The organism is Tepidiphilus succinatimandens (assembly GCF_006503695.1).
Lineage (GTDB): Bacteria > Pseudomonadota > Gammaproteobacteria > Burkholderiales > Rhodocyclaceae > Tepidiphilus > Tepidiphilus succinatimandens.
Window position 1 is genome coordinate 96,138 of the sequence record NZ_SBIK01000001.1, and the last position, 26,132, is coordinate 122,269.

Genomic DNA, 26,132 nt, shown 5'->3' on the forward strand with positions numbered 1-26,132 from the left:
ATATTCAGAAATTTTCCCGGATCCATTGCCACGTGCGCCGCCACCATTGTCCTCCGGAGGCACGCCCTCCCCTGCCCGGGATCCTGCGCCGGGAATCGGCCGCCTCGAGCACCAGGCCGACGGCGGCGGCGTACTCGGGATCGGCGAGCCGCTCGCGCAGGCGCCCGCCCACCAGCGGCGCGCCGAGCCGCGCCGGCATCCCCAGGACTTCCTCGGCCAGCTCGACCATGCCGCCGAGCTTGGCCGAACCGCCGGTGAGCACCACGCCAGAGGAGAGCATCTCCTCGTAGCCGCTGCGGCGCAGTTCCTGCTGCACCAGCTCGAATATCTCCTCGGCGCGGGGGTGGATCACGTCGGCCAGCCGCTGGCGCGACAGACGCCGCGCCGGACGGTCGCCCACCGGGGCGACTTCGATCATCTCCTCGGGATCGACCCAGTCGTGGCGCGCCGCGCCGTGTTCGAGCTTGATCGTCTCGGCCTCTGCCGTGGGCGTGCGCAGCGCCATGGCGATGTCGTTGGTGATCATGTCGCCGGCGGCCGGAAGCACGGCCGTGTGCCGAATCGCCCCCTGGGTGTAGACCGCCAGGTCGGTGGTGCCGGCGCCGATGTCGATGATGCACACGCCCAGGCTCTTTTCGTCCTCGGTGAGGACGGCGTGCGCCGCAGCGAGCGGTTGCAGCACGAGTCCGTCGATTTCCAGCCCGGCGCGGCGCACGCACTTGATGATGTTCTGGGCGCTGGCCGCCGCCCCGGTGATGATGTGCACCTTGGCCACGAGCTTCACCCCGCTCATGCCGACGGGATCCTTGATGCCGCCCTGGCCGTCGATGATGAATTCCTGGGTGAGCAGGTGCAGCACCTGCTGCTCGGAGGGGATGGGCATGGCGCGGGCGACTTCGATCACCTTGACCACGTCCTCGCGCGTGATCTCGCTGCCCTTGACGGCGAGCATCCCCTCGGCGTTGGTACATTGGATGTGGGCCCCAGAGATGCTGGCGTGCACGCGCGGGATGTCGCAGGCGGCCATGCGCTTGGCCTCGTCGACGGCCTGGGCGATCGCCGCCACGCTCGCTTCGATATTGACGACGGCGCCGCGTTTCATGCCGGTCATCGGCGCCACGCCGAGCCCGATCGGCTCGACGCCGCCGTCCTCGCGCAATCGGGCGACGAGGCACGTCACCTTGGACGTGCCGATGTCGAGCCCGACGAGCAGATCTCGATCTTCCCTCATCTCTTCTTCTTCCCCTTTGATTCCGGCGGTGGAGGCGGCGCAATGATACTCGCCGGCCCGGCGACCGCGAGCGCCTGCTGGTGGCGAAAATCGACGCGCACGGGCGCATAGCCGAGCCGCTCGCGGATCGCATCCCAGCGCTGGGCGAGCCAGGAGAGGCGCTGCTCGGCCTGCTGCAGGGAATCGAGCCGTCCGAGCACGAATTCCGTCCCTTGGCTCAGCCGCACGACATAGGAGAGCGTAGGGCCGACCTGCAGCACTTCCAGGCGCCCCAGCGGCTGCAGTACCCGGCTGAGTCCCTCGTAGGCTTCGAGCAGGGTTTCCTCCTGCCCGGCGGGGCCGATGATGCGGGGCAGATCGTCGGAGGGCGGCACGGCGCTGAAGACGTGCCCGTTGGCATCGAGCAGGGAGAGCTCACCGCTGGCGACGTCGATCCAGATCGCGATGGGACGATATTCGGCCAGGCTGACCACCAGGGAATCGGGCCAGACCCGGCGCACGTCGGCGCGGCGAACCCAAGGCAGGTCTTCCAGGGCTCGGCGCAAGGCTCCGAGATCGACGTCGAAGAAGGTCTTCCCCTCCACCGCCCGCAGGGCCGCATAACGCAGGCGGTCGGAGTCGCTGTGCTCGAGTTCGCCTTCGATGACGACGGTGCGAATCGGCGGCAGCCATTGCTCCCCCCAGTAAGACCAGGCCGCGGCGGCGAAGAAGAGCAGCGCGAGCATCGTGAGGCGCCGCGTCCAGCGGGCGAGCACGAAGGCATCGCGCCACCAGCGTGCCCCGGGAGGCACGGGCGCGGGCGCATGGCGGGAGAAGCGCTCAGAGCTGCTCATCGCAGCGCGCTTCCTCGAGAATACGCAGGCACAAGGCCTCGAACTCGATGCCGAGCGCGCGCGCGGCGAGCGGCACGAGCGAATGCGAGGTCATGCCGGGTGCGGTGTTCATCTCCAGCAGATAGGGGTCTTCCCTCTCGAGCAACAGATCGATGCGCCCCCAGCCGCGGCAGCCGAGCGCGCGCACCGAGCGCATCGTGAGTTCGGCCAGCCGCACGGCGAGCGCTTCCGGCAAGGGGGCCGGGCAAAGATAGCGCGTCTCGTCGCTGAAGTATTTGTTGTGGTAGTCGTAGCGGCCTCGGGGAGCGATGATCTCGATGGCGGGCAAAGGCTGATCGCCGAGAAAGCCAATCGTGATCTCCCGCCCGGCGATGAAGCGTTCGACGAGCACCTCACCATCGAAGCGCCGCGCCGCCTCCAGCGCCGGCCACAGATCCTCTTCGCGCTCGACGCGCGTTGCCCCCATGCTGGAGCCTTCGTGCACCGGTTTGACGAACACGGGTAGCGCGAGCGCCTCGCACACCCGCCGCGACACCGCCTCGGGTCCGGCGGCGAAGTCTTCGTCGGTGAGCCGCAGCGCCGGCGGCGTGGGCAGCCCCTGCGCCTGCCACAGGAGCTTGGTGCGCCATTTGTCCATGGCCAGGGCGGAAGCGAGCACGCCACTGCCGGTGTAGGGGATACGCAACCATTCGAGCGCGCCCTGGAGGGTGCCGTCCTCGCCGCCGCGGCCATGCAAGGCGATGAAGGCGCGCGCGAAGCCTTCGCGCTTCAAGTCGCAGAGGTCGCGCTCGGCGGGATCGAACGGGTGCGCGTCCACGCCGGCGCGGCGCAGCGCCTCGAGCACCGCCGCCCCCGACATGAGCGACACCTCGCGCTCGGCCGAGCGCCCGCCCAGAAGCACCGCCACTTTGCCCAGATCGCCGCTCATGCCACCCGCTCCTCGTTCGCCGCCACGGCGGCGGATTCCTGCACCAGGCGTGCCGGCAGTCGCCCGATCGAGCCCGCCCCCATGGTCACGACCACGTCGCCGTCGCGCACCACCTGCGGCAGCACCGCCGGAACTTCATCGAGCTGCTCGACGAAGAACGGCTCGATCTTGCCGCGCAGCCGCAGCGCCCGCGCGAGGCTGCGTCCGTCGGCCGCCGGAATCGGCTCCTCGCCGGCCGGGTAGACCTCCAGCAGCACCAAGGCATCCACCCCCGAGAGCACGCGCACGAAGTCCTCGAAGCAGTCGCGCGTGCGGCTGTAGCGGTGCGGCTGGAAGACGACCACCACGCGCCGCCCTAGGAAGGCAAGGCGCACCGCGTCCAGCGTGGCCTGCATCTCCACCGGGTGGTGCCCATAGTCGTCGATGAGGGTGTAGGTGCCGCGCACCGCCCCGTCTTCCCCGATAAGGGGCAGATCCCCGTAGCGCTGGAATCGTCGCCCCACCCCTTGGAAGCCCGCCAGCGCACGCACGATCGCCTCATCGGGCACGTGCAGTTCGCTCGCCACAGCAATCGCCGCCAGCGCGTTGCGCACGTTGTGCAGGCCGGAGAGGTTCAATTCGACCGGAAGACGCGTCTCGCGCCCGTTGCGCCGCACGGCGGTGAAGAGCATCTTCCCGCGCTCGGCGCGCACGTCCTCGGCGCGCACGGCCGCCTCCAGGTTCAAGCCATAGCCCACCGTTGGTCGCTCGATCCGCGGCACGATGGACGCGACGTGTGGATCGTCCAGACAGAGTACTGCCACGCCCCAGAAAGGCAGGCGATGCAGGAAATCGACGAAGGCGGTCTTGAGCCGCTCGAAGTCGTGCCCGTAAGTGGACATATGGTCGGCATCGATGTTGGTGACCACCGCCATCACCGGGGAAAGGTGCAGGAAAGAGGCATCCGACTCGTCCGCCTCGGCCACGAGGTATTCTCCCTGGCCCAGACGGGCGTTGCTGCCGGCGGCGATCAAGCGTCCGCCGATGACGAAAGTCGGATCGAGCCCCCCCTCGGCGAGGATGCTCGCCACCAGCGAGGTGGTGGTCGTCTTGCCGTGGGTGCCGGCGATGGCGATGCCCTGCTTGAAGCGCATCAGCTCGGCCAGCATCTGTGCCCGCGGCACCACCGGGATGCCGGCCGCGCGGGCGGCGAGCACCTCGGGGTTGTCCGCCGCCACCGCCGAAGAAACCACCACGGCGTCGGCCCCGGCGACGTGCTCCGGGGCGTGCCCGAGCATCACCCGCACGCCGAGCGCACGCAGACGCGCGAGCGTCGCGCTCTCGGCCAGATCCGAGCCGCTCACCTCGAACTCCAGGTGCGAGAGCACCTCGGCGATACCGCTCATCCCCACCCCGCCGATGCCGACGAAGTGCACGCGTTTGACGCGGTGTTTCATGTTCCGTCCTTTGCCAATCGTTCGAGTTCGTCGGCGAGCGCCTCGGTCGCCTCGGGCCGGGCGAGCGCCCGGGCGGCGAGCGCCATCTGCCGGCAACGTTCACGGTCCAACCCCCGCAGCAATTCCGCCAGGCCCGCGGGCGTGAGCCCGGATTGAGGCAGCAGCCGCGCCGCGCTGCCCTCGACGAGAAAGCGCGCGTTCGCCGTTTGGTGATCGTCGACCGCATGGGGGAAAGGCACCAGAATCGCCCCCACCCCGACGGCGGCGAGCTCTGCCACCGTCATCGCCCCGGCGCGCGAGACGACCAAATCGGCCTCGGCCAGGGCGGCGCCCATGTCCTCGATGAAAGGCAGCAACCGCCCTTCCACGCCGTGGTGCGCATACGCTTGCTCGAGCGCGGCGAAATGGGCGCTGCCCGACTGGTGCGTCACCACGGGTCGCTCGGCGGGCGCAAGCCGCGCCAGCGCCGCCGGCACCACCTCGTTGAGCGCCTTGGCCCCAAGGCTGCCACCCACCACCAGCAGGCGCAAAGGCCCCTGCCTCCCGGCAAAGCGCACCTCGGGCGGCGGCACGGTAGTGAATTCGCGCCGCACCGGGTTGCCCACCCAGCGCCCGCCCGGCAGCGTCCCGGGAAAGCCCGTGAGCACGGCATCGGCCAGGCGCGCCAGCACCCGGTTTGCCAGTCCGGCCACGGCGTTCTGCTCGTGCACCACGAGCGGGATGCCTCGCAGGCGCGCGGCCACCGCTCCGGGAAAGCTCACGTATCCGCCCATGCCGAGCACCACGCCCGGGCGCACTTCTCCCAGCAAGCGCAGGGCGCGCGCAATCGCCACCGCCAAGGAAAACGGCAGTTTCAGTTTGCGCCCCATCCCCTTGCCGCGCAAGGCGCCGAAACCGAGCGAAACGAATTCGAATCCGCGCGGCGGCACGAGCCGGGATTCCATTGCCTCCGCGTTACCGAGCCAGACCACGCGCCAGCCGCGCTCGCGCAAGGCTTCGGCCACGGCCAGCGCCGGGAAGATGTGCCCGCCGGTGCCTCCGGCCATCACGAGCGCGGTGCGCCTGCTCATATCCGCACCCCTCGCCGCAGGCAGCGCAGCTCCCAGTCGGCGCGCAATACCACCGCCATCGCCGCGAGGTTGGCGATGATACCCGAACCGCCATAGCTCATGAAAGGCAGCGTCAGCCCCTTGGTCGGCAGAAGCCCGACATTCACCCCCATGTTGATGAGCGCCTGCACGCCGATCCACAAGCCGATGCCGAACACCGCCAGACCGGAGAAGTACTGCTCCACGCACACCAGCCCCCGGCCGATGGAGAAGGTGCGCCAGATGACCACCGCAAAGAGCGCCACCACCGCGCACACCCCCACCCAGCCGAGTTCCTCGCCGACCACCGCGAGCAGGAAATCGGTATGCGCCTCGGGCAGATAAAAGAGCTTCTCCACGCTGCCGCCCAAACCGACGCCGAACCACTCGCCCCGGCCGAAGGCAATCAGCGCGTGCGTGAGCTGGTAGCCCTTGCCCAAGGGATCGGCCCACGGATCGAGAAAGGCGAAGAGACGCTGGCGGCGGTATTCGGAACTCAGGATCAGGCCGGCGAAGGCAAAGCCGGCGAGCACCATCAGCGCGAAGAAGATGCGCAGCCTCAGCCCGCCCAGGAAGAGTACGCCGAAGGCGATGGCGCTGATCACGGCGAACGCCCCGAAATCGGGTTGCAACAGCAACAACACGCCCACGAGCACCACGACGAAGGCAAGCGGCAGGAAACCGCGCCAGAAACTGGCCATGAAGCGCAGCTTGCGCACCGTGTAGTCGGCGGCGTAGAAGGCGACGAAGAGTTTCATGAACTCGGAGGGCTGCAGATTGACCGGTCCCAGCGGGATCCAGCGCCGCGAGCCGTTGACCACTTTGCCGACCCCCGGCACCAGCACCAGCACCAGCAGCGCCACGCCCAACAGGAAGAGCCAGGGGGTGAGCGACTGCCACACCCGCATCGGCACCCGAAACGCCCCCCAGGCCACCGCAGCCCCCACGAGGACGAACACCATCTGCCGCACCAGGAAGTAGTGCGCACTGCCCCCCGTGGCGCGCGACTCGTCGGCAAAGGCGATGCTTGCCGAATAAACCATCACCAGCCCGAAGAGCGTGAGCGCCGTCACCGCCCAGAAGAGCGCCAGATCGAACTCTCCGAAGCGTACCGGCGGCACCTGCCCTGCATGGCGCGCGGCCGCCTCGGTGAGGCGGTCCGGCCCGCGGCCGAACCAGCGGCGGATCAGCGCATCGACCATCGTCCCTCCCCGCCCGGCAAAGACCGGATCGCCGCCAGAAACACCTCGGAGCGGTGCGCATAGTCGCGGAACATGTCCAGGCTCGCGCAGGCCGGCGAGAGCAGCACCGCCTCGCCCGGATGGGCCACCGCATCGGCCAGCGCCACCGCCTCGGGCAGCGAAGCGCATCGGCGCGCCGGCACACCCGCCTGGGCGAAAGCGGCTTCCAGTGCCGGGGCATCGCGCCCGATCAGGAGCGCCAGACGCACCCTGCCGTGCGCCGCCTGAGCGAGCGGCGCGAACGACTGCCCTTTGCCGTCGCCGCCGGCGATCAGGATCACCGGCGCATCGAATCCGGCGAGCGCCGCGATCGTCGCGCCCACGTTGGTGCCTTTCGAATCGTCGATGAAGCGCACCCCGTCGGCACGCACCGCCACCGTCTCGACCCGGTGCGGCAGCCCTTGGAACGAGGCAAAGCCCTCGATCGCCGCCTCGGGCGCCACGCCCATCGCCTCGGCGAGCGCGAGCGCCGCGAGTGCATCGATCTCGTTGTGCCGCCCCGGCAACGGCAGGATCGAACGCGGCGCCAGACGCTGCCGGCCGCGCACGAACCAGCCCTCCTGCACGCCGAAATCCGTCGCCGCGCCCGGCGCGTCGCTGCCCACCGTCACGCGCCGCGGCGCGCTGCGGGCCATGTCGCGCACGAGGGCGTCGTCGCGCACCACCACCGCCGTCTCCACGCCCTCATAGACGCGCGCCTTGAGGGCGGTATACGCCGCGAGCGAACCGTGCCGGTCGAGGTGATCCTCGGTGACGTTCAGCACCACCGCCGCCTGCACGGCGAAAGGCCCGGCCGTCTCCAGCTGGAAACTCGACACCTCCAGCACCCACACCTCCGGCCAGGGCAACCCGGCCTCCTCGCGCTCGCGTGCGGCGCTGAGGATGGCCGGGGCGATGTTGCCGGCGGCGAGCGCATCGAGCCCGGCGTGCCGCAGCAGATGCGCCGTGAGCGCCGTGGTCGTGGTCTTGCCGTTGGTGCCGGTCACTGCCACCAGCCGCCCCGGACGCCCGCGCGCCTGCCAGGCCTCGTAGAAGAGCGCCAGCTCCCCCTGCACCGGCAGGCCGCGCGAGCGCGCCTGCCGGCACAGCGGCAATTCGGGCGACAGCCCCGGCGAGAGCCACACCCGTTCGACTCCTTCGAGCAGCGACGCCTCGAACGGCCGGCCCAGCACCAGCGATTCGGGCGGCAACAGGGCATCCAGCCTTGCCGCGCCCGGCGGCCGAGCCCGCGTGTCGGCCGCGCGCACGGGCACTCCCCGATACGCGAGCCAGCGCACCATCGCCTCACCGCTCAAACCGAGTCCCAGCACCAGATCCATCGCCCCTCACCGCAGTTTCAAGGTGGAGAGCCCGAAGAGCACCAGCATCAGGGTGACGATCCAGAAGCGGATCACCACCTGGGTCTCTTTCCAGCCCCCCAGTTCGAAATGATGGTGCAGCGGCGCCATGCGCAGGATGCGCTTGCCGCCGGACCACTTGAAGTAGCCCACCTGCAGCATCACCGACAGCGCCTCGGCCACGAACAAGCCGCCCATGATGAAGAGCACCAGTTCCTGGCGCACGATCACCGCGATGGTGCCCATGGCCGCGCCCAGCGCGAGCGCTCCCACGTCGCCCATGAACACCTGCGCCGGATGCGCGTTGAACCACAAGAAACCCAGCCCCGCGCCGCACAGCGCCCCGCAGAAGACGGCGAGCTCCCCCGCTCCAGGAATGTAGGGCACCCCCAGGTAGCGGGCGAACACGGCATGCCCCGCCACGTAGGAAAAAATCGCCAGCGCCCCGGTCACCATCACCGCCGGCGTCACCGCCAGACCGTCGAGCCCGTCGGTGAGATTGACCGCATGACCGGTGCCGTTAATGACGAAGTAGGACAACAGCACGAAACCGCCCAGACCCAGCGGGATCGCCACTTCCTTGAAGAACGGCACGATGAGCTGGGTTTGCACCGGCTCGGTGGCGGTGAGCCCCAGATAGAGGCTTGCCGCGAGCGCGATCGCCGAGGTCCACAGATACTTCCAGCGGCTGGGCAAACCTTTCGGGTCGCGCCGCACCACCTTGCGCCAGTCGTCGACCCAGCCCACGATGCCAAATCCGAGCGTGACGAGCCAGACGGTCCACACGTAGCGGTTGGTCAGATCGCCCCACAGCAGCACCGTCACCGAGACGGCGAGCAGGATCAGCGCTCCACCCATGGTCGGCGTGCCGGACTTTGCCAGATGGGTCTGCGGCCCGTCGGTGCGCACCGTCTGCCCGATCTTCTTTGCCGCAAGCCAGCGGATCACGCGCGGGCCCAGCGCGAAGGAGACGAAGAGCGCCGTCATCGCCGCCAGTACCGTGCGCAGCGTGATGTAACCGAAGACGTTGAACGCCCGGATATCCTGCCCCAGCCAAAGCGCCAATTCCAAAAGCATCGAATCACCCTTGAAGCGCCGCGGACCGAGCCGCGAGCGCGGAAACCACCCGTTCCATGCGCATGAAACGGGACCCTTTGACCAATACCGCCGTCTGCGGCGAGAGCTCCGCGCGCAGCCGCTGTACGAGAGGCTCCAGCTCGACGAAAGATTCCGCCGCCCGACCAAACGCCGCGGCAGCCTCGCGCGCGAGCTCGCCCAAGGTAAACAGCCGCTCGATACCCGCCGCGCGCGCCTGGACACCCAACTGGGCATGCAGCCGCGGCGCCTCGGAGCCCACCTCGCCCATGTCGCCCAGCACGAGCAGCTTGCGCGCATGCGGCAGCGCCGCGAGCACTTCGATCGCCGCGCGCATGGAGTCCGGATTGGCGTTGTAGGTGTCGTCGATGAGCAAGGCCCCCTGCTCGCCCGGGACCGGCTGCAGCCGTCCGGGCACGGGGACGAAGGCGGCAAGCGCACCGGCCGCCGTCTTGAGCGGCACTTCCAGCGCCACGGCGCAGGCGATCGCCGCGAGCGCGTTGTGCACGTTGTGCCGCCCAGGCAGCGGCAGCGTGAATTCCCCCTCATCGCCCAGCGCACGTACCTGCACGCGCCAGCCCCAGGACAAGGGCTCGGCCGTGCCGCAAACCTCGCCGCCACGGCCGAAAGTAAGCACGCGGCGCCCCGCCGCCATCTCCCGCCACAGGGACGCATGAGGGTCGTCGGCAGGAATGACCGCCGTCCCGTCGGACGCGAGGAAACGGTAGATCTGCCCTTTCTCGCGCGCCACGGTGTCGAGCGTGCCAAACCCCTCGAGGTGGGCGCGCTGCGCCGTGGTCACCAGCGCGACGTCAGGGCGGGCGATGGCGGCGAGCATCGCCATCTCGCCGGGCCGGTTGATGCCCAGCTCGCACACCGCCGCGCGGTGACCCGCTTCGAGCTCCAGCAAGGTGAGCGGCAGGCCGATGTCGTTGTTGCGGTTGCCGCGCGTGGCGAGCACCGACTCCGCCCCGAAGTGCGCGCGCAGGATCGCTGCCGTCATCTCCTTGACGGTGGTCTTGCCGTTGCTGCCGGTGATGCCGGCCACCGGCCACGGGAAACGCGCCCGCCAAGCGGCGGCGAGCCGGGCGAGCGCGTGGCGGGTATCCTCGACCACGAGGAAAACCCCGGCCGGCTGCCGTGACGCCCACCAGCGCCGTTCGACCAGGGCGGCGGCCGCCCCGGCCGCGAGCGCAGCGGCGACGAAATCGTGCCCGTCGAAGCGCGCTCCGCGCAGGGCCACGAAGAGCTTGCCCACGAGCGGGGCGCGCGAGTCGATCTCCACGCCGGCGATTTCGCACTCGCCGCTGCCGACGCGTTCGACCTCCTCACCCTGCCCGGCGAGCAGGTCGGCGAGCTCCGCCAGTGGCGTGTTCACGGCAACTCCGGGAAGAGATTGCGTTCGCGCCAGCGCGCCAGCGCCGCCTCGGCTTCCTGCTGGTCACTGAAGGGATGGCGCACGCCAGCGATCTCCTGATAGGGTTCGTGCCCCTTGCCGGCGAGCAGGATCACGTCGTCGGCGCCGGCCGTCTCGATCGCCTGGGCGATGGCCTTGGCCCGATCGGGCTCGACGAGGAGGTCGCTGCGTTCGATGCCGGCGAGGATGTCGGCGATGATCGCCTCGGGCGGTTCGGAGCGGGGGTTGTCGGAAGTGACGATCAAGGCATCGGCGCGCGCCGCCACCGTGCCCATGAGCGGACGCTTGCCCCGGTCCCGATCCCCGCCGCACCCGAAGACGACCACGAGCCGCCCGCCGCGGGTCCGGGCCGTGGGCACGAGCGCCGAGATCACCTGCTCGAGCGCATCCGGCGTATGGGCATAGTCGATCACCACCAAGGGTTCCGCCACCCCGCCGAGCCACTGCATCCGCCCCGGCGGCGGCACCACCCGCCCCAGCGCCGCCGCCGCCCGCTCGAGCGCCACGCCACGCGCAAGGAGCGCCCCCAGCACCAAGAGCGCATTGCCGGCATTGAAGGTACCGAAGGCCGGCAGGTGCATGGGCAGCGTGCGATCCTCGAGGGCGAGCATCAGGCGCTGGCCGCTCGTGCCTTCGCGCGGCGGCTCCGCGAGCCACAGGGGCCGCACGCCCGGCAACGCCGGACGTGCCCTCAGACTCACCGCCCAAGTCTCCAGCCCGCGGGCAGCGCACTCGCGCGCGATGGCCTCGCCCACGGCGTCATCCACGTCGATCACCGCCGCACGCAGCTCCGGCCGCTCGAAGAGCCGCCGCTTGGCCGCCGCATAGGCTTCCATGCTGCCGTGATAGTCGAGGTGATCGCGCGTGAGGTTGGTGAAGAGCGCCACGTCGAAGCGCACACCGGCGACTCGGTCCTGTACCAAGCCGATGGAGGAAACCTCCATCACCGCTGCCTGGCAGCCGGCATCGAGAAAACGCCGCAGCCAGGCGTGGATCTGGGGCGCCTCGGGCGTGGTGAATCCCAGGTCCTCCAGACGGCCGATGCGCCCGCAGCCGAGCGTACCGATCACCCCGCACGCCACCCCGAGCGCTTCCAATGCCTGCGCCAGCCACTGGCTGGTGGTCGTCTTGCCGTTGGTGCCGGTGACGCCGGCCACCCACAAGGATTGCGACGGCGCCCCATAGACACGGTCGGCGAGAAGGCCAGCCATGGGCCGCAGCCCCTCCACGGCGATCAAGGGAACCCGGTTGGCCAATTCGGGCGGAGGGACCCAGCCATCCCCGGCCTCATAGACCACCGCCTCCGCACCGGCGGCAAGCGCCTGGACGAGGTAGTTCCTGCCGTCGGTCTTCTCTCCCGGCCAGGCCAGGAACAGCGTACCTGGCGCCACTTGCCGGGAATCGTGCGTCACCGCCCGCGGATAGACCCCTTGCCGGTGCAGCTCCCACCACAGATCCTCGATGTCGCGTATCGGATTCATGTCAGCCTCGCGGTCGTTCGGCTGCCGCCACTGCCGGTCCAGGCATGTCCGGCGCCACGCCGAGGCCGGGCAATACCTGCCCGACGATCTCGGCGAACACCGGCGCCGCCACGATGCCACCGTAGTAGGACTTCACTTTGGGTTCGTCGATCATCACCGCCACCACCAGCCTCGGCTGGGAAGCCGGAGCATAGCCGACGAAAGAAGCGACGTATTTGTCCACATAACGCCCGTCTTCGAGTTTGTGCGCCGTACCGGTCTTGCCGGCGGTACGATACCCTGCCACCGCCGCGCGCGTCGCGGTTCCCCCGGCCTGGGTGACGAGTTCCATCATCGCCTTCACCTCCTGCGCCGTCTTGGGCGAAAGAAGCCGGCGCTGCTCGGAGACCGGAGGGGGCGCATCGCGCCGCGTCAGCGACAGGGGCAGCATCACCCCGTCGTTGGCGATCGCCTGATAGGCATGCGCCAGCTGCAGCAGGGAAGTGGAGATGCCATGACCATAGGCCATGGTCGCCACCTCGATGGGCTTGAGAGAGCCGGAAGGCAGCATGCGCCCCGATGCCACCCCGGGCAGAGGCAGATCGGGGCGCACGCCGAAACCGAAAGCCCGGTAGTGTTGCCAGAGATCCCTCGAATCGAGGCCGAGCGCGATCTTGGCCACTCCCACGTTGGACGACTTCTGGATCACCTGGGATACCGTCAGGGCACGATCGCCGGTATGCGAATCCCGGATCGTGTGGTTGCCTACCTGGAAGACGCCCCCCTGGATGTCGATGAGCGTGTCCGGTCTGACCTTGCCGCGCTCCAGTGCCAAGGCAACCAGCACGGGCTTCATCACCGAGCCGGGCTCGTAGATGTCGGTGACCACGCGGTTGCGCACCTCGCTCAAGTCGAGCCCCGTGCGGCGGTTGGGATTGTAGCTGGGCCAATTGGCGAGCGCCAGGATTTCCCCCGTGCGCACGTCGATCACCACCGCCCCGCCGGCGCGCGCCTGATGCAGTTCCACCGCCCGCTCCAGCGCCCGGTAGGTGATGTGCTGGATGCGCGCATCGAGCGAAAGCACCACGTCGCGCCCGTCGCGCGGCCGCTGCACCCAGACCGAATCCTGCACCACGCGGCCGTGCCGGTCCTGGATCACCAGGCGTTTGCCAGCCTCCCCCTGGAGCATGGCCTGCAGACTCGCCTCCAGCCCCTCGATGCCGTTGCCATCGACGTCGACGAGCCCCACCAGCTGGGCGAATGCCTCGCCCTGAGGATAGAAACGCTGATATTCCTCGACCACGCCCACGCCCTCGAGGCCGAGCTGGGCCAGCGGTGCGGCCTGATCTGGAGGCAACTGCCGTCGCAGATAGACGAATCGGCGCCCGCCTTGACCGAGGCGCCGATCCAATTCATCGGTACTCATGCCCAAGGCGTGCGCCAGCCGGGCAAAATCCTCCGCCGGCCATTCGCGCACCTTGGCCGGGTCGGCCCAGATGCTGGCCACCGGCGAGGAATCGGCGAGGATCTGACCGTTGCGATCGAGCACACGCCCGCGCATGGCCGGCACCTCGATCTGGCGTTCATAGCGCGCCTCGCCCTGCTGCTGGAGAAAATCTCGCTGCACCCCCTGCAGATACGCCGCCCGCACCACCAGAGCCGCCAGCAGGGTCAGCAGCAAACCCGCCATCAGCCGCTGGCGCCATACCGGAACCGCCAGCACCAACATCGGATTGACCGCCGTCTTTTCCATCGTCAACGCTCCCACGGCACGATCTGCTCTGGCCGCGGCGACGCCAGGCCCAATTTTTCCTGCGCCAGGCGCTGTACCCGGTCCTGGGTCACCAAGGTCGCGCGCTCCAACTGGAGCTGTCGCCACTCCACGTCGAGCCGCTCGCCTCGCCGCGTCTGCATCTCCAGCGCCAGATAGCGCAGCCTCGCCTCGTGCTTGGCCTGCACCAGCATCACGCCGCTCGCCACCACCAGACCGACGAGCATCGCCTCGAAGCGCGTCATGAGCGCCGCTCCGCCACCCGCATCACCGCGCTGCGAGCACGGCGGTTGCGGGCGCATTCTTCTGCGGAAGGCCGCAGCTTGCGCACCACCCACCGTAGCGGCGGCACCGGGCGCTCGGCCTCGCGCACCGCCAGGCCCGGCGGCAGCGGCGGCGGGAAAGAGTGCTCACGCATGAAATGCTTCACGATCCGGTCTTCGAGCGAATGGAAACTGATCACCACCAGCCGCGCGCCGGGGCGCAGACGCGCCATCGCCTGCGGCAGGGTCAGCGAGAGCTCTTCGAGCTCGCGATTGACGAAAATCCGAAGAGCCTGGAAGGTGCGCGTCGCAGGGTGCTGCCCCGGCTCGCGCGTGCGCACCGCCTGCGCCACGAGCTCGGCAAGTCGTCCCGTGCGCTCGATAGGCGCCCTTGCGCGCGCAGCAACAATCGCCTTTGCAATCGCATCAGCAAACCGTTCTTCGCCATAATTTTTTATCACCTCCCTGATCTCTTCACGGCTCGCGCGCGCGAGCCAGCTCGATACGGGTTCGCCGCTCGTCGGATCCATGCGCATGTCGAGCGGCGCATCGAAGCGGAAACTCATGCCGCGCTCGGGCGCATCGAGCTGCGGCGAGGAAACCCCCAGATCGAGCAGGATGCCGTCGACCTGCGCCACCCCCAGCGCGTCGAGCTCGGCCCCCAGGCGCGAGAACGGCGCATGCACCAGAGTAAGGCGCGGCTCGCTCCAGGCGCGGCCGTGCGCGATCGCCTCCGGGTCGCGATCGAAGGCGATCACCCGCCCTTGCGGCCCCAGGCGCTGCAACAACGCGCGGCTATGCCCGCCGCGCCCAAAGGTGCCATCGACATAGATGCCGTCGGGGCGCGGTGCGAGCGCCTCGATCGCCTCTTCGAGCAGCACGGAAACGTGCGCTTCGCTCACAGCACCACGCCCTCGAACGTCCCGGCCAGATCCTCGGCCGAGAGCGCCAGCATCGCCTGCTGCTGCGCCTGCCACCCCGCTTCGGACCACAACTCGAAATGCGTGCCTTGACCCACCAGCCACACGTTCTTCTCCAGCCCCGCCCACTGCCGCAGGGAAGCGGCCACCGACACCCGTCCGGAGGCATCGAGCTCCTCTTCCTGAGCAAACCCCACCAGCAGGCGCTTCAAGGCCGCGGTGCGCGGATCGAGCCCAGGCAGGGCCACGATGCGCTCGCGGATGGGCGCCCACACCGCTTCGGGATAGACCAGCAGACACTTGTGCGGATGCGCCGTCAGCACCACGGGGCGATCTTCGGGCGCCAGGGCCGCGCGAAAACGCGCCGGAACGACGATCCGTCCTTTCGCATCGAGACTGAGCGTGACCGCCCCTTGGAACATCGCCGTCGCCTCTGGCCGTAACACCCACATTTTGCCACTTTTTCCCACGAAATCCCACGGCCGCAAAAAAACCTCGCTGCCGCATTCCGGTCAGGCCGGCAAGACGAATGAATGGAAGCGAACAGGAAGTGAAAACAACAGCCGGACGGGCAAGGGAATGCCCCTCCGTTTCAGCATGACAAAAGAGAATCGATCGGTCTTGCGCCACGGCAACGGGCGCGGCATGATTTGTAAGCAAATGTAAAGAAGAGAAGCCCGCCGCTTAAGCCGGGTTCTGTCGCGCATCGTGCGATGCGGGGCAGTCATTCCTCTAGGCCCGCCGTTGCCGACGGGCTCGAGCGGCCAACCCGGGAGCGGCGCGAGCCACGCCATCGCTCCCCTATTCGGCCTTGCTCCGGATGGGGTTTACCGTGCCGCCTCCGTTACCGGAGACGCGGTGGGCTCTTACCCGCAGGGATCGCCCCCGCGCCGGGTCTCCCCGGCCACCGTTTCACCCTTGCCTGAGCCCTCGCGGGCCATCGGCGGTCTGTTCTCTGTGGCACTTTCCGTCGCCTCGCGGCGCCCGGCCGTTAGCCGGCATCCTGCTCTGTGGAGCCCGGACTTTCCTCTCCGCGCCTTGCGGCGCGCAGCGACTGCCGGGCGGACTTCCCGCTACATGATACCGCACGGCGCGGCGGAAGTTCCTTATGGGGCAGATTTGGGCGCCGGCTCGAAGACGAGGACGCCATCACGGTGCAGAAAAGTCCCCACCACAGGCCCCAGTGCCTGCGGGTCGGGCTTGTCCCAAGGTTGCAGGCGGCAATCCTCGGTCGAGGCGAGGTACCAGCGCCCGTCCTGCTCGAGCGCCCACAGCAGGTCTCCCGCCTCATAAACCTTCATCGGCGTCATCTCGGCGCGATCGGATTCGATCGGATACTTTCGCTGACACTTCGGCAGACGCGAGACGACCACCGCCTGCTTCACCTCGCTCCAGGGGAAGGACTGCTGGCGCTCGAGCACCAGAGCATGATTCATCCCCTCGATGCGGTAACTGATCGCCGCATCCTCGCAAGCGGCCAAGCCCAAGGCGCATAGCGCCGCGATCGCCCCTCTCCTCCAGCGCATCGCCCTCTCCTCACTCAACCACCCAGCCCATCGTCTCGCCGGCGCGCAGAGGCACCACCTCCTCGCCCTCGCCCAAGGGTACTGCTGCCGGCACCGTCCACGGCCGCCGCACCAGAGCGATGCGCTCCGTGCTCTCCGCCACGCCGTAGAAGCGGGCGCCGAAGCGCGAGGCGAACCCTTCCAGCCGATCGAGGGCGCCGGCCGCCTCGAACACCTCGGCGTAGAGCGGCAGCGCGAGCGGCGCGGTGTAACAGCCGGCACAGCCGCAGGCCGATTCCTTCGCCCCGCGCGGATGCGGCGCCGAGTCGGTGCCGAGGAAGAATTTGGGCGAACCGCTCGTGGCCGCTTCCACCAGCGCCCGGCGGTGGCGCTCGCGCTTGAGGATCGGCAGGCAGTAGAAATGCGGCCGGATGCCGCCGGCGAGCATGGCGTTGCGCTCGTAGCGCAGATGATGCGCGGTGAGGGTGGCGGCCACCGTCTCGGGCGCCTCGCGCACGAAGGCCACCCCTTCGGCGGTCGTCACGTGCTCCAGCACCACTTTCAAGCCGGGGAAACGCGCCACCAGCGGCGCGAGCACCCCTTCGACGAACACCGCCTCGCGATCGAAGATGTCCACTTCTGGATCGACCACTTCGCCATGTACGCACAGCACCAGGCCGCGCTGCTGCATCCGCTCGAGCACGGGATAGATTCGCTCGATGCGGCGCACGCCGGCATCGGAGTTCGTGGTCGCCCCGGCCGGATAGAGCTTGGCCGCGAGCACCGCCCCACTGTCCACCGCCCGGTCGATCTCCTGCGGCGCCGTCGCCTCGGTGAGATAGAGCGTCATCCACGGCACGAAGGATGCCGCCCGCCCTCCGGCCGCCCGCGCCGCCGCCAGGATCTCCTCGCGGTAGGCAAGCGCCGCGGCGGTCGTCGTCACCGGCGGCTTGAGATTTGGCATGACGAGCGCCTGAGCGAACACCGCCGCGCTCGCCGGCACCACCGCGCGCATCGCTTCGCCCTGCCGCACATGCAGGTGCCAGTCGGCGGGACGCAACAACTCGATCCGATCCATTCCTGCTCCTTCAATCCTCATCTTCCCGCCCTCTGGCGAGCCCTTGGGCGTAAAGCCGGTTCTTGGACGCGCCAGTCAATTCCGCCGCCAGCCGCACCGCCTCGCCGAACGGCACCCCGGCCTGCGTCAGGCGCGCGAGCACCCTCCGCCCCTCGTCCTCGCGCGCGGCCTGCGCCTCTCCCGGACCCAGAATGAGGACGAACTCGCCGCGCGTGCGCTCGGGGCGCTCCTCGAGCCAAGCAGGCATCTGCGCAAGTGGCAGGCGCACCGTTTCCTCGAAGCGCTTGGTGAGCTCGCGCGCAAGGAAGAGTTCGCGCGTCCCGCCCAGCACCTCCAGCATGTCGGCCACGCTCTCGCGCACCCGGTGCGGCGCCTCGTAGCACGCCACCGGCACTTCCTCGGCCGCGAGCGAAGCCAGGAGCTTGCGCCGCGCCGCCTGCTTCGGCGGCAGAAACCCGATGAAACGAAACCCCGGCTCGACGAAACCGGCCACCGACAGCGCCGCGATCACGGCGCTCGGCCCCGGCACCGGCACCGCCGCGAAGCCGGCCGCGCGCACGGCGGCGACGATGCGCGCGCCCGGATCGCAGATGCCGGGCGTGCCCGCATCGGAAATCAGCGCCACGTGTTCGCCACGAGAAAGCCGCGCCACGATCGCCTGCGCCGCGGCCTGCTCGTTGTGCTCGTGCGCCGGCAGCATCGGCGTGCGGATGCCCCAGGCATCGAGCAGCCGCTGGCTGTGGCGCGTGTCCTCGGCCGCGATACAATCGACCCCAGCAAGTACCGCGCGCGCCCGCGGACTCAGATCGGCCAGATTCCCCAAAGGGGTAGCCACCACGTAGAGCGCCGGCGCGGCCTGACGCCACGCCCCCTGCGCGATCACTTCCGGATCCATCGCTCCCGCCCATGACACGAAAACCCGATTTTGCGCCCAATCCCGCCCCCGCCACAAGCGCCCGCGCCGTCGGCACCGCGTACGAGGCGCTCGCCGCCGCCTGGATCGAACGCCAAGGCGTGCGCCTGCTCGCGCGCAACGCCGCCAGCCGCCGCGGGGAGATCGACCTCATCGGCCTGCACCACGGCACGCTCGTCTTCTTCGAAGTCCGCCACCGCCGGCGCAGCGACTACGGCGGCGCCGCCGAGAGCGTCACTGCCGCAAAACAGCGGCGCATCCTCGCCGCCGCCCGCTACTGGCTCAACGGTCCCGCAGGGCGACACCATATGGACCGCCCCTGCCGCTTCGACGTGCTCGCCTTCGACGGCGAAGCGCAGATCCCCGAGTGGATCCAAGGCGCCTTCGACCTCGGCGCGGCATGGTGAGCGACACGCCATGTTAGACTAAATCGATGGATCTGATCGAACACCTCACCGAGCCCTTCCTCTTCCAGGCCGCCCTCTTGCAGGAGACGGCACCGGCGCTCGCCGCCCCCTGCGCCGCGGCCGCCGAGATTCTCGCGCAGAGCCTGCTGCAGAGCGGCCGCATCCTCGTCTGGGCCGAGGGGCCGGAACGGGCGCTCGCCGAGCTCTTCGTGCAGCGCCTGTGGCATGGGCTCGACCGCGAGCGCCCGCCGGTGGCGGCACTGCGGCTCGAAGGCGAAGGAGAGGACGTGCTTCGCCCCTTCACGGCGCTGGCGCAGCCGGGCGATACGCTCGTCTTGCTCTTCGCCCGTCCGAATCCGACCGCCACGGCGCTGCGCGAGGCCGCCCACGAAAACGGCATCGCCCTGGTCGCGCTCGGCACCGACCCCGCGGGCACATGGTTCGCCGAACTCGCCGGCAGCGACGTCCCGCTGGAGCTGCCGGAACTGCCGCCGTCGCGCCACGGCGAACTCATGCTCTTCACGCTCGATCTTCTCGTCGAAGCCCTCGACGCCGTTCTCCTCGGAGATTTCGCATGACCCGCACCCCTCTGCGTTCCACCCTCGTCCTGTTCGCGATCGCTGCCGCGACGGCGCTGCCGCTTGCCGGCTGTTTTCCCATCATGGCGGGCGGCGCGGCGGTAACCGCCTCGGTCGCCTCCGACCGGCGCACCAGCGGCGCCATGGTCGACGACGAGGCGATCGAATGGAAAGTCGGCGACAAGATCGCCCAGCGCCTGGGCGATCGCGTCCACATCAACGTCACTTCCTACAACCGCATCGTGCTGCTCACGGGCGAAGCCCCGCGTGAGGAAGACAAGGCGCTGGCCGAGCAGCTCGCCCGCGAGACCGACAACGTGCGCGACGTGGTCAACGAAATCCAGATCGCCAACCCCACCTCGCTCGGCTCGCGCGCGAGCGATTCGAGCATCACGGCGCAGGTCAAGGCCCGCTTCGTCAACCAGAGCAACGGCGCCTTCGCCGCCAACCATGTCAAGGTCGTCACCGAGAACGGCGTCGTCTACCTCATGGGGCTCGTCACCCGGCGCGAGGCCGACGCCGCCACCCAGATCGCCCGCACCACCAGCGGCGTGCGCAAGGTCGTGCGCGTCTTCGAATACATCCCCGAAGAAGAAGCCCGCCGGCTCGACCGCCAAGGCGCCGAACCCAAGGATACGCCGAAAGGCAACCCCTGATTCAGGCTTTCACGTCGAGGTGCGAGACGGTGCCGACGCTGCCCGACTCGCGCAGATAGATTCCCGTGCTGCGCAGCATCCCCAGAGCCTGGCTGCCGTCGGTCACCGTCAGCGGCGTCGCCGCCCGCGCCAGGCCGATCGCGCCGACGTCCGCCTCGGGCAGCGCGATCAAGGCATCGCGACGATACGGATGCCAGACGTAGAGCTGCGACCACGCCGGGTCGCTCTCGTCGATCCAGCCGTTGCCGTCGGTATCGAGCGCAGCGAGTTCGCCGAAGCCGTCGCCGGTGCTCGGACCGAAGAGCTCCCGTCCGTCATCGACGCGGCCATTGCCATCGCGATCGAACACGAGGAACCCCTTGCCGCTCGTCGGCAGCGGCAGATTCACCTCCGAGCCGTCGCCGTGCAGATCGAAGCGAAAGCCGAAGTCGCGCAATTCCGCCTCCGTGTCGGCGAAATCGAGCACCAGCGGATCTTGCGCCTCCGCACCGAACGCCGCCCGCACCTCGGTGGCGGTGGCGCGCGTGAGCGCCAAGCCCAGAGAAAACTCGATGCTGCGCCCGTCGGCCGTCTGCACGCGGCCACTCGCCGAGAAGGAGAGCTGCTCCACCGTCAGGGTACGCACCGTCAGCGTCCCGCCCAAGCCGGTGCCGCTGCTGGCTGAACTACTGGCGGAATCTTCGGGCACGCGAGCGGCCGCCGGCACTTCCGCCGATGGCGTCTCGATCTGACGGACTTCGACCAGATCGATCGAACGCCCCAGAGCCCACTCGAGCAGGCGTTTCAACACCTGTAAAGACGGGGACAAATCCCCCTCCTCCTGCACCGGCTCGGTCGGAATCGCGGCGGAAGTCTGCATCTGCCGCCCCGCCTCCTGCAGCCGCGCGGCGGCCTCATCCCTGCTTCCGCTCGCCCCCTCCTTCCGCCCCGTCAGGCGTAGCGACGCCTCTTGCCGTTGCCACGACGCAGACTGCGATTCCATCGCCACCCGTGAATCCACGATCTTCATGGCCCCTCTCCCCCGGAACGTCTTGGGTGTGTTTACGGCAAATGCCAAAAAAACTTGAGGCCATAAAGGGTTGTGTGCCAGTTCAAGCCCCCTGCCGCGGACCCGCTCAGTACACCACGATCTCCGCCTCCAGGCTGCGCCAGAGATACCACGTCGCCGCCGTGCGCCACGGGCGCCAGCGCTCGCCGGCTTCGAGCCACACCCGCCGCGGCGCCTTCTGCGGCAGCCCCGCATGGCGCACGAGCGCCCGGCGCAGACCCAGGTCGTCGATCGGCCACACGTCCGGCCGCCACAGATGGAAGATGAGGAACATCTCCGCCGTCCAGCGACCGATGCCACGCACGGCGAGCAGCGTGCGCAGGATCTCCTCGTCGCCCATCTCCCGCCAGCGCCGGGGATCGAGCCGCCCGGCGATGAAATGCTCCGCCAGATCGACGAGCCAGGACGCCTTGGCGCCGGACAGGCCCGCCTCGCGCAGGCGCGCCGCCCCCGCCTGGAGCACGGTCTGCGGTGAGATCGCCCCGAGTCCTCCTTCGAGCCGCTCCCACACCCGGCGCGCCGCCTGCACCGACAGCTGCTGCCCGACGATCGCCCGGGCGAGCGTGGCGAATGCATCGCCGGAGGGCGCCACGGCGGGCGGCCTTGACCGCGCGATCAGCGTCGCGAGCAAGGCGTCGCGCGCCCCCAGCGCCGCACAGGCTTCTTCCCACCACTCGGGAGCCATCCCCCCTTCGCTCATGATCCTCCCTCGCGTGCGGCGAGCGCCGTGAGCAGCCGCTCGTGGATGCCCTCGAAACTGCCGTTGCTCATCACGAGGATCGCATCGCCCGGGCGCGCCTGCGCGACGATTCCGGCCACGAACGCCTCGATCTCCTCGCCCACCGTCGCCCGCACCCCGAGCGGGGCCAGCGCCTCGCGCGCATCCCAGCTCAGACCCCTGGCGTAGCAATGCACCCGATCCGCTCCGGCGAGCGCCTCGGGCAAGGCGGCGCGCATCACGCCCAGTTTCATCGTGTTCGAACGCGGCTCGAAGACCGCGATCAAGCGCCCCGGCACGCGCGGACGCAGCGCGGCGATCGTCTCGCGGATCGCCGTCGGATGATGGGCGAAATCGTCATAGACCGCCACGCCGGCCACGACCCCGCGCCGCTCCAGCCGCCGACGCACGCCGCGGAATTCGGCCAGCGCCGCGAGCCCATCCTGCGGACGCACCCCGACGTGGCGCGCCGCGGAGAGCGCCGCGAGCGCATCGAGGGCGTTGTGCCGCCCCGGCACCGGCAGTGCGATCTCGCCCAGCGGGCGCCCCTCGCAGAAAAACTCGGCCGAAGCGCCGTCTTCCGCGACCGCCACCGTCCATTCCGCATCCGGACCCGGCACCAGCCCGAAGCGCTCCACCTGCGACCAGCAGCCGCGGGCGAGCACCCGTTCGAGTGCCGCTTCGCCGGCGAGCGCCACGATGCGCCCCGAGCGCGGCATCGTGCGCACCAGATGGTGGAACTGCGTCTCGATCGCAGCCAGATCGGGGTAGATGTCCGCGTGGTCGAACTCCAGGTTGTTGAGAATCGCCGTGCGCGGCCGATAGTGCACGAATTTCGCCCGCTTGTCGCAGAAGGCCGTGTCGTACTCGTCGGCCTCGATCACGAAGAACGGCCCCGCCCCCAGTTGCGACGAACGCGCGAAATTTCCCGGCACTCCACCGATGAGAAAACCCGGAGCGAGCCCGTTCGCCTCGAGAATCCAGGCGAGCATCGAACTCGTGGTCGTCTTGCCGTGCGTTCCTGCCACCGCCAGCGTCCACCGGCCGGGCAGGATGTGCTCGGCCAGCCACTGCGGCCCGGAGACGTAGGGCAGCCCCCGGTCGAGGATCTCCTCGAGCAACGGGTTGCCGCGCGAGATGGCATTGCCCACCACGAAGACATCGACCGGCAGATCCGCCTGCTCCGCCCCGTAGCCCTCGATCCAATCGATCCTCTCGGCCTCGAGCAGCTCGGACATGGGCGGATACACATTCGCGTCACAGCCGCTGACCTCGTGCCCGGCCTGCCGCGCCAAAAGCGCGAGGCTTCCCATGAAGGTGCCACCGATCCCCAGCACATGGATGCGCATCGCCTCTTACCCCTCGAGCGGAAAAACGCCGATGGTAAAATGCCCCACGATCCTGCACAACCCGTGGAACGCCCATGCCCAGCAGCCGCACCTTCGAGTCGCTCGACGCCCGCGAAGAGATCGCCGAGCTTGCCGCGCGGCTCATCTACGACGAAGGCATACGAGACTATGCGCTCGCCAAGCGCAAGGCCGTCAAGCAGCTCGGGTTGTCGCCGCGCACCATGCTGCCCACCAACGAAGCGATCGAAGAAGCGCTCGCGCGCCGCGCCGCCGAATACCAGGACGAGGACGACGCCGAGCGGCTCGGGCGCATGCGCCGCGCTGCGGCCGAAGTGATGCGCTGGCTCGAGCCCTGGAGCACCTACCTCGTGGGCCACGTGCTCGAGGGCACCGCCGGGCCGCTGTCGGTCGTCGACATCGACCTCTACGCCGAGAGCGCCAAGGAAGTCGAGATCTTCCTGCTCAACCACCCCTGGCTGCGTTTCGACGTCCACACGCCGCGCGCCGGTGGCGCCAAAGAACCCGAAACGGTCTTCGAGTTCGACTGGCACGGCGTGCCGGTGAGCCTGCGCATCTGGCCCCTGTCGAGCGAGCGCAACCTCAAGCGCAGCGAACACCGGGCGCGGCTGCCGGCCGTCCTTGCCCTGCTCGAACCGCCCGCCTCTCTTTCTCCGGCCGAGCCCGCGCGATGACCTCCGCCGACCAGGAAGAGGCATCCTCCCCATTCCTACGACGCCGGCGGCTGCTCGCCGCCCTCGCTGCCTTGGGTCTGGGCGGCGCGCTCTTGTGGCTCGCCCGCCCCCAGGGCGACCCGGCGGCGCATGCGGCGCTCTCCCGCCTCATCTATGCCAAGCTGCAAGAGCCCGACGGAACCCCCAGGCGCATCGCCACCGACTGGCGCGAGCGCGTGCGCATCGTCAATTTCTGGGCCACGTGGTGTCCTCCCTGCCGCGCCGAGCTGCCGCTGCTCGCCGCCGCGAGCCAGGCGTGGCCGGAAGAAAAAGTACAATTCCTCGGCCTCGCGCTCGACGACAAAGAGGCCGTGCGCCGCTATCTCGAACGCACCCCCTTGCCCTATCCCGTCCTCCTCGCCCCGCCCGCGCTCCTCGATCTCACCGTCCCCCTGGGCAACCGCCGCCGGGTCCTTCCCTTCACCCTGGTGATCGACCCCCACGAGGAACAGGTCGCCGCCCAGGTCGGACCCGTGACCCGCGCCAAGCTCGACGGCTGGATCCACGCTGCCCTCACGGACGACGCCGCGTCCCGCTGATTTCCAGCAATTTCCCGTTGCACCTTCTCATCCAACGCCTTGCCCGGGCGCGTGCTATGATGAACAAAGACACCTTTTCCTTGGAGACTGCCATGTCCCTCTCGTTGCGGCATCTTTGTCTGTTGTTCTTCCTGTGCTTTGGCGTGAGCCTCGCCCAGGCCCAGGGGACGGTCTCGTGCCCCGAGTGCGGTGTCGTCGATTCGATCCACGTCGTCAAGCGCGACTCACCGGGCGTGCTCGGCGCGATCGGCGGCGGTGTCGCCGGTGGCCTCGTGGGTAGCCAGATCGGCTCCGGCTCGGGCAAGACGGCGGCCACCGTCATTGGCGTGGTCGGCGGTGCGCTCGCCGGCCGCGAAATCGAGCGCCGCCTGCGTTCCGACGAGGAATACGAGATCGTCGTGCGCATGGACGATGGAACCTACCGTTCGGTACGTACCGACAAGACCCCCACCGTTCGCGCCGGCCAAAAAGTTCGCGTCCTCGGCGATACCGTCGTGCCGCGCTGAGCCGCATCCTGCGCGTGCCCGCCGGTAGATTTTGTCGGCGATTTGCGGCAAACTTCGGGTTTCGATCACGAAACCCGGAGCGGGCACGATGCAAGATCCTTCCGGCCCCGGCACCGACGAACGCTCGGTGCCGCGCATTCTCGTCCTTCACGGCCCCAATCTCAATCTGCTCGGCGTGCGCGAGCCTCAAATCTACGGCCGCACCACGCTCTCCGACATCCACGCCCGGCTCGAAGCGCGGGCGCAGGCCGCCGGTGCCCGCCTCGAATCCTTTCAAAGCAACCACGAAGGCGAGCTCGTCGACCGCATCCAGGCGGCGATGGAAGAAGGCGTAGACTTCATCCTCATCAACCCTGGCGCCTACACCCATACCAGCGTGGCGCTGCGCGATGCGCTCGCCGCCGTGAGCATCCCTTTCATCGAAGTCCATCTCTCCAACATCCACGCCAGAGAGCCCTTCCGGCATCACTCCTACCTCTCCGACCAGGCCGTCGGCGTCCTCTGCGGCCTGGGCGCCTACGGCTACGAGGCGGCGCTCGAATACGCCTTGCGTGCGCTGAACGCCGCCGACTGACCTCCCACCCTCTTCGACGCGGAAACTCCATGGACCTGCGCAAAATCAAGAAACTCATCGACCTCGTACAAGAATCGGGCATCGCCGAACTCGAAATCACCGAAGGCGAAGAAAAGGTGCGCATCGCCAAGCACCCGCCCACCAACTTCACCATGCCCGCGCCTGCCGGCCCTACGGTCGTCGCCTCCCCCGTGCCGGTGGCCCCGCAGGCCGTCGCCGCCCCCACCGAGCCGGCCCCTTCTGCCGAATCGGCACTGCCCGCGGGGCACATCGTCAAATCCCCCATGGTCGGCACCTTCTACCGCGCCCCCTCGCCCACCGCGCCGCCCTTCGTCGAAGTGGGAAGCAAAGTCAAGCCGGGCGACCGCCTGTGCATCATCGAGGCGATGAAGCTCATGAACGAGATCGAATCCGACGTCGCCGGCACCGTCACCGCCATCCTGGTGGAAAACGGCGAACCGGTCGAATACGGTCAGCCCCTCTTCGTGATCTCGTAAAGGATTTCTCCCC

The 26,132-nt window shown here is 69.1% G+C and carries 29 protein-coding genes and 1 other RNA gene; 9 read left to right on the forward strand and 21 right to left on the reverse strand.

Annotated elements, in window-relative coordinates; translation table 11 throughout:
• Positions 1-4: 4 nt before the first annotated feature.
• The 14 genes from ftsA to mraZ are packed head-to-tail and all read right to left on the reverse strand — an operon-like array spanning position 5 to position 15,442.
• On the reverse strand, positions 5-1,231 hold the full coding sequence (gene ftsA, locus EPD82_RS00450; protein ID WP_055422636.1) for a cell division protein FtsA: 1,227 nt from the start codon (positions 1,229-1,231) through the stop codon (positions 5-7).
• Positions 1,228-2,064, reverse strand: a complete 837-nt coding sequence (locus tag EPD82_RS00455) for a cell division protein FtsQ/DivIB (RefSeq protein WP_141054250.1) — start codon at positions 2,062-2,064, stop codon at positions 1,228-1,230. The genes ftsA and EPD82_RS00455 overlap by 4 nt, the downstream gene beginning before the upstream one ends.
• Entirely contained in the window at positions 2,051-2,992 is a 942-nt protein-coding gene (locus EPD82_RS00460; protein WP_141054253.1) for a D-alanine--D-alanine ligase, read from the reverse strand. The genes EPD82_RS00455 and EPD82_RS00460 overlap by 14 nt, the downstream gene beginning before the upstream one ends.
• Entirely contained in the window at positions 2,989-4,428 is a 1,440-nt protein-coding gene (gene murC, locus EPD82_RS00465; protein ID WP_141054256.1) for a UDP-N-acetylmuramate--L-alanine ligase, read from the reverse strand. The genes EPD82_RS00460 and murC overlap by 4 nt, the downstream gene beginning before the upstream one ends.
• Positions 4,425-5,498: an undecaprenyldiphospho-muramoylpentapeptide beta-N-acetylglucosaminyltransferase gene (murG, locus tag EPD82_RS00470; protein WP_141054259.1), complete on the reverse strand. Its 1,074-nt coding sequence runs from the start codon at positions 5,496-5,498 to the stop codon at positions 4,425-4,427. The genes murC and murG overlap by 4 nt, the downstream gene beginning before the upstream one ends.
• On the reverse strand, positions 5,495-6,718 hold the full coding sequence (gene ftsW, locus EPD82_RS00475) for a putative lipid II flippase FtsW (protein ID WP_141054262.1): 1,224 nt from the start codon (positions 6,716-6,718) through the stop codon (positions 5,495-5,497). Before ftsW ends, murG begins: the two co-directional genes overlap by 4 nt.
• Positions 6,703-8,076: a UDP-N-acetylmuramoyl-L-alanine--D-glutamate ligase gene (gene murD, locus EPD82_RS00480; protein ID WP_055422630.1), complete on the reverse strand. Its 1,374-nt coding sequence runs from the start codon at positions 8,074-8,076 to the stop codon at positions 6,703-6,705. Before murD ends, ftsW begins: the two co-directional genes overlap by 16 nt.
• 6 nt (positions 8,077-8,082) lie before the next feature.
• Positions 8,083-9,171 carry a phospho-N-acetylmuramoyl-pentapeptide-transferase gene (gene mraY, locus EPD82_RS00485; RefSeq protein ID WP_055422629.1) on the reverse strand — a complete coding sequence of 363 codons (1,089 nt, stop codon included), beginning with the start codon at positions 9,169-9,171 and terminating at the stop codon, positions 8,083-8,085.
• A gap of 4 nt (positions 9,172-9,175) precedes the next feature.
• Positions 9,176-10,567 carry a UDP-N-acetylmuramoyl-tripeptide--D-alanyl-D-alanine ligase gene (locus tag EPD82_RS00490; RefSeq protein WP_055422628.1) on the reverse strand — a complete coding sequence of 464 codons (1,392 nt, stop codon included), beginning with the start codon at positions 10,565-10,567 and terminating at the stop codon, positions 9,176-9,178.
• On the reverse strand, positions 10,564-12,087 hold the full coding sequence (locus tag EPD82_RS00495; protein WP_055422627.1) for a UDP-N-acetylmuramoyl-L-alanyl-D-glutamate--2,6-diaminopimelate ligase: 1,524 nt from the start codon (positions 12,085-12,087) through the stop codon (positions 10,564-10,566). The genes EPD82_RS00490 and EPD82_RS00495 overlap by 4 nt, the downstream gene beginning before the upstream one ends.
• A gap of 1 nt (position 12,088) precedes the next feature.
• Positions 12,089-13,819, reverse strand: a complete 1,731-nt coding sequence (locus EPD82_RS00500; RefSeq protein ID WP_055422626.1) for a peptidoglycan D,D-transpeptidase FtsI family protein — start codon at positions 13,817-13,819, stop codon at positions 12,089-12,091.
• Between the two features lie 2 nt (positions 13,820-13,821).
• The gene (gene ftsL, locus EPD82_RS00505) at positions 13,822-14,082 is read right to left on the reverse strand and encodes a cell division protein FtsL (protein WP_055422625.1); all 261 of its coding nucleotides are present in this window, start codon (positions 14,080-14,082) and stop codon (positions 13,822-13,824) included.
• Positions 14,079-15,002, reverse strand: a complete 924-nt coding sequence (gene rsmH / locus EPD82_RS00510; RefSeq protein ID WP_141054265.1) for a 16S rRNA (cytosine(1402)-N(4))-methyltransferase RsmH — start codon at positions 15,000-15,002, stop codon at positions 14,079-14,081. Before rsmH ends, ftsL begins: the two co-directional genes overlap by 4 nt.
• Entirely contained in the window at positions 14,999-15,442 is a 444-nt protein-coding gene (mraZ, locus tag EPD82_RS00515) for a division/cell wall cluster transcriptional repressor MraZ (RefSeq protein ID WP_141054268.1), read from the reverse strand. Before mraZ ends, rsmH begins: the two co-directional genes overlap by 4 nt.
• On the opposite strand from mraZ, the gene EPD82_RS00520 reads away from it, so the two are divergent.
• Entirely contained in the window at positions 15,423-15,686 is a 264-nt protein-coding gene (locus EPD82_RS00520; RefSeq protein ID WP_141054271.1) for a hypothetical protein, read from the forward strand. The genes mraZ and EPD82_RS00520 overlap by 20 nt on opposite strands.
• A 2-nt stretch (positions 15,687-15,688) precedes the next feature.
• On the opposite strand, the gene rnpB is transcribed toward EPD82_RS00520, so the two are convergent.
• The 4 genes from rnpB to rsmI form a co-directional block, all read right to left on the reverse strand.
• Positions 15,689-16,090, reverse strand: an RNA gene (gene rnpB, locus EPD82_RS00525) — RNase P RNA component class A.
• 36 nt (positions 16,091-16,126) lie between these two features.
• A complete protein-coding gene (locus tag EPD82_RS00530; protein ID WP_055422622.1) occupies positions 16,127-16,546 on the reverse strand; it encodes a hypothetical protein in 420 nt (139 codons plus the stop codon).
• A 10-nt stretch (positions 16,547-16,556) separates the two neighbouring features.
• Complete coding sequence (gene pyrC, locus EPD82_RS00535) at positions 16,557-17,603, reverse strand: dihydroorotase (protein ID WP_055422621.1); 1,047 nt, start codon at positions 17,601-17,603, stop codon at positions 16,557-16,559.
• A gap of 10 nt (positions 17,604-17,613) precedes the next feature.
• Positions 17,614-18,498 carry a 16S rRNA (cytidine(1402)-2'-O)-methyltransferase gene (rsmI, locus tag EPD82_RS00540; RefSeq protein WP_141054274.1) on the reverse strand — a complete coding sequence of 295 codons (885 nt, stop codon included), beginning with the start codon at positions 18,496-18,498 and terminating at the stop codon, positions 17,614-17,616.
• Positions 18,499-18,509: 11 nt separating this feature from the next.
• On the opposite strand from rsmI, the gene EPD82_RS00545 reads away from it, so the two are divergent.
• Genes EPD82_RS00545 through EPD82_RS00555 form a run of 3 tightly spaced genes read left to right on the forward strand, consistent with a single transcriptional unit; the run spans position 18,510 to position 20,157 of the window.
• A complete protein-coding gene (locus tag EPD82_RS00545) occupies positions 18,510-18,923 on the forward strand; it encodes a YraN family protein (RefSeq protein WP_055422619.1) in 414 nt (137 codons plus the stop codon).
• Between the two features lie 26 nt (positions 18,924-18,949).
• The gene (locus tag EPD82_RS00550; protein ID WP_055422618.1) at positions 18,950-19,501 is read left to right on the forward strand and encodes a phosphoheptose isomerase family protein; all 552 of its coding nucleotides are present in this window, start codon (positions 18,950-18,952) and stop codon (positions 19,499-19,501) included.
• Positions 19,498-20,157 (forward strand): BON domain-containing protein, encoded by a 660-nt coding sequence (locus tag EPD82_RS00555; RefSeq protein WP_055422617.1) that lies wholly within the window; start codon positions 19,498-19,500, stop codon positions 20,155-20,157. The genes EPD82_RS00550 and EPD82_RS00555 overlap by 4 nt, the downstream gene beginning before the upstream one ends.
• 1 nt (position 20,158) lies before the next feature.
• Here the strand turns inward: EPD82_RS00555 and EPD82_RS00560 are convergent, their stop codons facing one another.
• The 3 genes from EPD82_RS00560 to mpl form a co-directional block, all read right to left on the reverse strand.
• Positions 20,159-21,166, reverse strand: a complete 1,008-nt coding sequence (locus EPD82_RS00560) for a hypothetical protein (protein WP_055422616.1) — start codon at positions 21,164-21,166, stop codon at positions 20,159-20,161.
• Between the two features lie 106 nt (positions 21,167-21,272).
• Positions 21,273-21,905, reverse strand: a complete 633-nt coding sequence (locus EPD82_RS00565; RefSeq protein WP_198288958.1) for a DNA-3-methyladenine glycosylase family protein — start codon at positions 21,903-21,905, stop codon at positions 21,273-21,275.
• On the reverse strand, positions 21,902-23,272 hold the full coding sequence (gene mpl / locus EPD82_RS00570; protein ID WP_055422615.1) for a UDP-N-acetylmuramate:L-alanyl-gamma-D-glutamyl-meso-diaminopimelate ligase: 1,371 nt from the start codon (positions 23,270-23,272) through the stop codon (positions 21,902-21,904). The genes EPD82_RS00565 and mpl overlap by 4 nt, the downstream gene beginning before the upstream one ends.
• A gap of 74 nt (positions 23,273-23,346) precedes the next feature.
• Here mpl and EPD82_RS00575 point away from each other — a divergent pair, with 74 nt between their 5' ends.
• The 5 genes from EPD82_RS00575 to accB all read left to right on the forward strand — a co-directional run bounded on the left by EPD82_RS00575 (position 23,347) and on the right by accB (position 26,119).
• Positions 23,347-23,964, forward strand: a complete 618-nt coding sequence (locus EPD82_RS00575; RefSeq protein WP_055422614.1) for a hypothetical protein — start codon at positions 23,347-23,349, stop codon at positions 23,962-23,964.
• Complete coding sequence (locus EPD82_RS00580) at positions 23,961-24,542, forward strand: TlpA family protein disulfide reductase (protein ID WP_055422613.1); 582 nt, start codon at positions 23,961-23,963, stop codon at positions 24,540-24,542. Before EPD82_RS00575 ends, EPD82_RS00580 begins: the two co-directional genes overlap by 4 nt.
• Positions 24,543-24,634: 92 nt before the next feature.
• Positions 24,635-25,048 carry an outer membrane lipoprotein gene (locus EPD82_RS00585; RefSeq protein WP_055422612.1) on the forward strand — a complete coding sequence of 138 codons (414 nt, stop codon included), beginning with the start codon at positions 24,635-24,637 and terminating at the stop codon, positions 25,046-25,048.
• 88 nt (positions 25,049-25,136) lie between these two features.
• Positions 25,137-25,622 (forward strand): type II 3-dehydroquinate dehydratase, encoded by a 486-nt coding sequence (aroQ, locus tag EPD82_RS00590; RefSeq protein ID WP_055422611.1) that lies wholly within the window; start codon positions 25,137-25,139, stop codon positions 25,620-25,622.
• 29 nt (positions 25,623-25,651) lie between these two features.
• On the forward strand, positions 25,652-26,119 hold the full coding sequence (gene accB, locus EPD82_RS00595) for an acetyl-CoA carboxylase biotin carboxyl carrier protein (protein ID WP_141054278.1): 468 nt from the start codon (positions 25,652-25,654) through the stop codon (positions 26,117-26,119).
• The last annotated feature ends 13 nt before the right edge of the window (positions 26,120-26,132 follow it).